This is a genomic window from Amycolatopsis sp. NPDC058340 (assembly GCF_042723975.1).
Taxonomy (GTDB): Bacteria; Actinomycetota; Actinomycetes; order Mycobacteriales; family Pseudonocardiaceae; genus Amycolatopsis.
The window spans coordinates 48827-55382 of record NZ_JBHXIB010000049.1 but is presented as its reverse complement, the minus strand read 5'-3'; the positions used below and the strand labels follow the sequence as shown (position 1 = coordinate 55382).

At 67.3% G+C, this 6556-nt stretch carries 6 protein-coding genes; 2 read left to right on the top strand and 4 right to left on the bottom strand.

The window, feature by feature from the left end; all coding sequences use genetic code 11:
• Window positions 1–40 precede the first annotated feature (40 nt).
• The 4 genes from ACFWIW_RS34415 to ACFWIW_RS34400 all read right to left on the bottom strand — a co-directional run bounded on the left by ACFWIW_RS34415 (window position 41) and on the right by ACFWIW_RS34400 (window position 4586).
• Window positions 41–1390 carry a cryptochrome/photolyase family protein gene (locus ACFWIW_RS34415; protein WP_378372293.1) on the bottom strand — a complete coding sequence of 450 codons (1350 nt, stop codon included), beginning with the start codon at window positions 1388–1390 and terminating at the stop codon, window positions 41–43.
• 111 nt (window positions 1391–1501) lie between these two features.
• Entirely contained in the window at window positions 1502–2818 is a 1317-nt protein-coding gene (locus ACFWIW_RS34410) for a citrate synthase (RefSeq protein ID WP_007033295.1), read from the bottom strand.
• 192 nt (window positions 2819–3010) lie between these two features.
• The gene (locus ACFWIW_RS34405; RefSeq protein ID WP_378372292.1) at window positions 3011–3952 is read right to left on the bottom strand and encodes a carbohydrate kinase; all 942 of its coding nucleotides are present in this window, start codon (window positions 3950–3952) and stop codon (window positions 3011–3013) included.
• A 43-nt stretch (window positions 3953–3995) separates the two neighbouring features.
• Complete coding sequence (locus ACFWIW_RS34400; RefSeq protein ID WP_037347986.1) at window positions 3996–4586, bottom strand: TetR/AcrR family transcriptional regulator; 591 nt, start codon at window positions 4584–4586, stop codon at window positions 3996–3998.
• Window positions 4587–4689: 103 nt separating this feature from the next.
• Here ACFWIW_RS34400 and ACFWIW_RS34395 point away from each other — a divergent pair, with 103 nt between their 5' ends.
• Both ACFWIW_RS34395 and ACFWIW_RS34390 read left to right on the top strand, forming a co-directional pair.
• A complete protein-coding gene (locus ACFWIW_RS34395) occupies window positions 4690–5835 on the top strand; it encodes an acyl-CoA dehydrogenase family protein (RefSeq protein ID WP_378372291.1) in 1146 nt (381 codons plus the stop codon).
• Window positions 5836–5908: 73 nt separating this feature from the next.
• Entirely contained in the window at window positions 5909–6529 is a 621-nt protein-coding gene (locus ACFWIW_RS34390; RefSeq protein WP_378372290.1) for a Uma2 family endonuclease, read from the top strand.
• The last annotated feature ends 27 nt before the right edge of the window (window positions 6530–6556 follow it).

Below are 6556 nucleotides of genomic sequence, written 5' to 3'. Positions count from 1 at the left end.
TCCCTCTGCTCAGCCGAGGGAAGGGGGCCTTCACGCGCGTTCAGCTACCTTTGATGGCGCCATAGCGTTCGAGGGCCACTTGGCGTTCGTGGGCGTGGTCGACCATGGGCGCCGGATAGCCCTCGACGTCCTCCGGTCTGTGCACGGCCTTGCCTTGCACAGACCGGAGTTCGGGGACATAGCGGCGGACGTAGTCACCGGCGGGGTCGAACTTCTCTCCCTGCGTGGTCGGGTTGAAGATCCGGAAGTACGGCGCGGCGTCGGTGCCGCTGCCCGCGACCCACTGCCAGTTCAGCTGGTTCGACGCGAGATCGCCGTCGACCAGATGCCGCATGAAATGCCGCGCGCCGAGCCACCACGGCAGATGCAGATCCTTGACCAGGAAACTCGCCACGATCATCCGGACGCGGTTGTGCATCCAGCCCTCGGCGAGCAGCTGGCGCATCCCGGCGTCGACGACCGGGAACCCGGTGCGTCCCTCGCACCACCGCCGGAAAGCCTCTTCATCGCTCTCGTATTCCATGGCGTCGAACCGGGAATCGTAGTTCTTCCGCGCCGTTTCGGGGCGATGCCACAAAACGTCGGCGTGGAACTCGCGCCAGGCGAACTCTCCCCGCAGCGCCTTGGCGCCGGAGCCCTCGTTCCCGGCCAGGTCGGCCAGCAGGGTGCGCGGATGGACGCAACCCCACCGCAGATACGGCGAAAGCCTTGTCGTACCGGGGCGATCGGGACGGTCGCGGTCCTCGTCGTAGGTTTCGAGGCCGTCGTCCAGGAACTCGTGCCAGCGCTTCAACGCCGCCTGCTCACCAGGCTCCGGCAGCTCCATCCCTTCGAGCGAAGGGGATTTCGGGAGCTTGACCGAACGCGGCGGATCCACGAAGTCCACAATGGACGCTCCGGTGTCGGCGGGGCGCGGCCAGCCGTGACGCACCCACGCACGGTGGAACGGGGTGAACACGCGATACGGGTCGCCGTCAGGCTTCGTGATGCGGCCGGGGGTGATCGCATACGAGGAACCCGTTTCGGCCCAGGCGATGTCGTGTTCCGCCAACGCCTTCTTGACCTCGTCGTCGCGGCGGCGGCCGTATGGGCCGGTGTCGGAGCTGACGTGCACGGTCGCGGCGCCGACCTCGCGCGCGGCTTTGACGACCTCCTTGACCGGGTCGCCCTTGACCAGCATCAGCCGTCCGCCGAGCTGGTCGTCCAGTGCCTTCAGGCAGCCGTGCAGGAACGCGACCCGCGGCGCGCCGGAGGGTTTGAGGAGCGCGTCGTCGAGGACGTACAGCGCGAGGACGTGCTTGCTGTGCTTCGAGGCCTCCAGGAGGGCGGCGTGGTCGCCGAGCCGGAGGTCGCGGCGGAACCACAGCACCACCGGGGCTTCTCTGGTCACTCCAGAAACCCTAAGCGCCCTCGCCTCCCCCTGCATGCCCGGATGCGATGAAGGACGCTTTCATGGCGAACTTCGCCGTGAAAGCGTCCTTCATCGCACTTGCGGAGGGGCTCAGCGCTCCGAGATGGGCGCGTAGTCCCGCGACGCGTAGCCGGTGTAGATCTGCCGCGGGCGGCCGATCTTGGTGGCCGGGTCCTGGATCATCTCGCGCCAGTGCGCGATCCAGCCCGGGAGACGGCCGAGCGCGAACAGCACCGTGAAGTACTTCGTCGGGAAGCCGAGCGCCCGGTAGATCAGGCCGGTGTAGAAGTCGACGTTCGGGTACAGCTTCCGCTCGATGAAGTAGTCGTCCGAGAGCGCGGTCTCTTCCAGCTTCTTCGCGATGTCGAGCAGCTGGTCGCCGCCCTTGAGCTTGGAGAGGATCTCGTCCGCGGTGTTCTTGATGATCTTCGCGCGCGGGTCGTAGTTCTTGTAGACCCGGTGCCCGAAGCCCATCAGGCGGACACCCTTTTCCTTGTTCTTCACGCGGGTGACGAAGTTCGCGACGTCGCCGCCCTCGGCCTGGATGCCCTCGAGCATGTCCAGGACCGCGCTGTTGGCGCCACCGTGCAGCGGGCCGAACAGGGCGTTGATACCGGCCGAGATCGAGGCGAACAGGTTCGCCTCGGAGGAGCCGACGAGGCGCACGGTCGAGGTGGAGCAGTTCTGCTCGTGGTCGGCGTGCAGGATGAACAGCAGGTCGAGCGCCTTGGCGACGTCCGGGTCGACCTCGTAGGGCTCGGCCGGGAAGCCGAAGGTCATCCGCAGGAAGTTCTCGACCAGGCCGAGCGAGTTGTCCGGGTACAGCAGCGGCTGGCCGACGGACTTCTTGTACGCGTACGCGGCCAGGGTCGGGACCTTGGCCAGCAGGCGGATGGTGGACAGCTCGACGTTCGGTTCGTCGAACGGGTTGAGCGAGTCCTGGTAGAAGGTCGACAGCGCGGATACGGCGCTGGACAGCACCGGCATCGGGTGCGCGTCGCGCGGGAAGCCGCTGAAGAAGGCCTTCAGGTCTTCGTGCAGCAGGGTGTGGCGCTGGATCTTCTCGGTGAACTCCGACAGCTGCGTCTGGGTGGGCAGCTCGCCGTAGATGAGCAGGTACGAGACCTCGATGAAGGTCGACTTCTCGGCCAGCTGCTCGATCGGGTACCCGCGGTAGCGCAGGATGCCGGCGTCACCGTCGATGTAGGTGATGGCCGAGGACGCGGCGCCCGTGTTCACGAACCCCGGGTCGTGGGTGATGTACCCGGTGGTCGCCAGCAGCTTCCCCAGCTCGATGCCAGGCGCGCCCTCGACCGGGTGGATCACCTTGAACTCGTGCTCGCCGTTGGGCAGGCGCAGCGTCGCGGTCTCGCCGGACTGCCCCGCGGCCGTCGTCGCGTCGGACATGTAAGTCCCTCTCACGTTCAGCACGGGCCGGCGGCGCCTGTAGGTTCCACAGGTACGCCCTCTTTCACGCGCGTGACCCACGGCCTCGCTGCACACCGCCCCGCTGGGGTATGAATTCCCCTCTACGCTAGTCGAGAATGGGGTCAACGCGCAGCGGGTGAGTTGCTCACAACAGCCCCTTTGGGACCAGGTTCACACAGCGGAAGCCATATCTTCGGCCGTCGGCGGTTCCGCCCCGCTCCGCGAGACGGTGATCGACGCCGCTTTCGCCGCGAATTCGAGCGCCGCACACCAGCCGTCGGCGTCGAGAGTGGACACGTCACGCACCCCGTGCGAGTACAGCCACGCCAGCAGGGCGCCTTGCACGGTGTCACCGGCGCCGATCGTGTCGACGACGTCGACCCGGCGTGACGGGACCTGCGCGATTTCGCCCGCTCGTGTGATGACGGACAACCCCCGCGCGCCGCGGGTGAGCACGACGGCATCGACTCCGCAAGAGGTCCAGACCTTTGCCGCGTCGACCGGGTCGGCGCCTTCGGCGAGCCATTCCGTGTCGTCGTCGGAGATCTTGAGCAGGCGGACATGCGGCAGCCAGGACTCGAACCGCGCCCGGTAGGCCGCCGGATCGTCGATCAGCGCCGCACGGATGTTCGGATCGAGCACGGTCAGCACCCCGCGCGCGGATTCGCGGCGCAACAGCGTTTCGTATGTGCTCGCACCCGGCTCCAGGACCATGCCGAGGGTGCCAAGGGAGAGCGCCGTCACATTTTCAGGGAGCGGGCCGGGGTCGGCGACGAGCCGGTCCGCGGTGCCCTCGGTGTAGAAGGTGTACTGGGCGGAACCCTTGTCGTCGAGCGCGACCACGGCGAGTGTCGTCGGCTCGTTTCCCCGCTGCAGCAACGCGGTGCCGACACCGGAGGCGTGCAGCCGGTCCACCAGCGCGACACCGAAGCGGTCGTTCGAGACGCGCGAGAGGAAGCCCGTCGGGACGCCGAGCCGCCCGGCGGCGAGCGCGACGTTGTAGGGACCACCACCCATCCGGGGCAGCAGCGCGCGCAACCCACCGTCCACAGTGGAATCCAACGGTTCACCAGGAACGAGGTCGACCAGCGCCTCTCCACCCACCACGATCACGGGCGCGATGCTAGCCGAGGCGGTGGTTCCACCACCAGAATTGTCAGTTCAGGACATTTTTTGTCGCTATCCCGCCAAGGAGAAGTTCGGACAAGGCGGTGAACGCTTCGGCGTCGGTCACCCCGGTGCGCTGCCCGATCACGCCGGTCTGGATTCCCTCGATGATCAGTCCCGCCATTTCCGCGATCAGCCGCGCGTGCACCTCACGGAAAACACCGTCGGTGACGCCGCGATCGATGAACGACCGGATCCGGGCGGCCGCGGCGCGGCTGTTGAGCTGATACGCGTCCCGCGCCGGCGCGAATTCGGCGATGTCGGTCATGAAAGCGGCCGAGGCGCGATTCAGGTATTCGGAGATCCCGGCGAGATACTCGCCGAGGATCTTGCGGGCGTCGTCAATCCCGGCGATCCGCTCCTCCAGCAGCTCGGCGGCCCCCTTGAAAAAGTGGGTGACGACCTTGACCGCGAGCTGCTCCTTGCTGGGGGCGAGCGCGTAGAGGGTCGACTTCGAGCAGCGGAGCCTCGCGGCCAGGTCGTCCAGCGTGAACTGGGAGAACCCTTCGGCAAGGAAGAGCGCTTCAAGCTCCGAGAGCAGTGCTCTCTGACGCGCGGTGGGCTGGCGGCGCGAGGTCATCGGATCACTATCCCCTACGCGGACGGTGTACCCCCAGCGCCGTCTACTGTACTCTGAATCAGCCCACAGTACTGTTTTTAGTACCGTTCAGCTCGGAGGAGCCATGCCGGCGGACCGTCTGCTGCCCAGCACCGAGGCCAAGGATCTGATCGACCTGGCCAAGGAGATCGCGCGCGAGGAACTCGCCCCGATCGCGAGCAAGTACGAAGAGACCGCGCATTTCCCGCGCGAGCAGTTCCGGCTGCTCGGGCAGGCCGGGCTCCTCGGCCTGCCGTACGCGGAGCGCTGGGGCGGCGGCGAACTGCCGTACGAGGTGTACCTCCAGGTCCTGGAGGAGATCGCCGCGGCGTGGATGTCGGTGGGCGTCGGGCTTTCCGTGCACACGATGTCCTGCTTCGCGCTGGCGCACCACGGCACCGACGAGCAGCGCGACCGCTGGCTGCCCGCCATGCTCGAAGGCGGCCTGCTGGGCGCGTACGCGCTCTCGGAGACCCACGCCGGCTCCGACGCGGCCGCGTTGTCCACCCGCGCGCGGCTCGACGGCGACCGGTACGTCGTGAACGGCACGAAGGCGTGGATCACCCATGCGGGTGAGGCCGACTTCTACACGACGATGGTGCGCACCAGCGACGACGGCGGGCAGGGCATCTCCTGCCTGCTCGTCGACGCGGCGACGCCGGGCCTCTCGGCCGCGCCGCCCGAGCGGAAGATGGGCCTCACCGGGTCGACCACGGCACAACTGATGTTCGAGGACGCCGCCGTCGACGCCGACCGGCGGATCGGCGAAGAGGGCCAGGGGCTGAAGATCGCGCTGTCGTCGCTCAGCTCCGGGCGGCTGGGCATCGCCGCCTGCGCCGTCGGGCTCGCGCAGGCCGCGCTGGACGAGGCGCTCGAATACGCGAAGGGCCGCACGCAGTTCGGACGGCCGATCATCGAGTTCCAGGGCCTGGAGTTCCTGCTGGCCGACATGGCCGCGACCGTCGAGACGTCGCGGGCGATGTACCTCGACGCGGCCCGGCGCCGTGACCGCGGGCTGCCGTTCCAGCGGCAGGCGTCCATCGCGAAGCTCGTCGCGACCGACGGCGCGATGAAGGTGACCACCGACGCCGTGCAGGTCCTCGGCGGCGCCGGATACACGAAGGACTTCCCGGTGGAGCGGTACATGCGGGAGGCGAAGGTGCCGCAGATCTTCGAGGGCACGAACCAGATCCAGCGCATGGTGATCGCGCGGGAACTGCGGAAAGGCTGACGCTCCGCGCTGATACGATCACCGATGGTCAACCTGTGGCCGTGAGACACTGTGGATGACGTGAGGAGACGCTGTGACAGCCCTTCCCTATTCCACGACCGGGTCGCACGGTGAACCAGGGTTGGCCATCCCGGATCACCTGCTGTCGGTCGCGGAATACGCGGCGCTCGGTGAGCCCGATTCCGGATTCACCGAGCTCGTGGAAGGCCGCCTCGTCATGTCGCCGAGTCCCAAGAGGAGACACAACAAGGCGCTGTACGCCTTGGCAAGGCAACTGGAATCGCAGCTGCCCGATCACCTCGAGTTCGTCCAGGACATCGACGTCGATCTGGGGCTGGTTCCGCCCGGCGAGCCGGGTTTCGCCAGGCGGCCGGATCTGATCATCGCCCTTCGCGAGGCGGGAGAACGGATCGACGAAGAAGACACGATGTACCACGCGGACGACGTCGTCGTGGTGGTCGAGATCGTGTCACCTGGCTCGAAACGCACCGACTACGTGACAAAACACGGCGAGTACGCCGACGCGGGGATTCCGCACTACTGGATCGTCGACCTCGGCGAACCGGTCTCACTCGTCGCCTGCCACCAGGCGGGCGAACTCGGCTACCAGGACGCTCCGGCCATGACCGGCGAATTCAAGACCGTCGAACCGTTCCCGGTGAAGCTGGATCTCGGTCGGCTGACGTCCTCGTGAGTGGCAAGGACGGTTAGAACCGTCCTT

What these genes read in the sequence shown, in the direction of transcription:
- ACFWIW_RS34400 (WP_037347986.1), bottom strand. Translation starts at nt 4,586, where the DNA reads ATGACCTCGCGCCGCCAGCCCACCGCGCGTCAGAGAGCACTGCTCTCG.
- ACFWIW_RS34395 (WP_378372291.1), top strand. Translation starts at nt 4,690, where the DNA reads ATGCCGGCGGACCGTCTGCTGCCCAGCACCGAGGCCAAGGATCTGATC.
- ACFWIW_RS34410 (WP_007033295.1), bottom strand. Translation starts at nt 2,818, where the DNA reads ATGTCCGACGCGACGACGGCCGCGGGGCAGTCCGGCGAGACCGCGACG.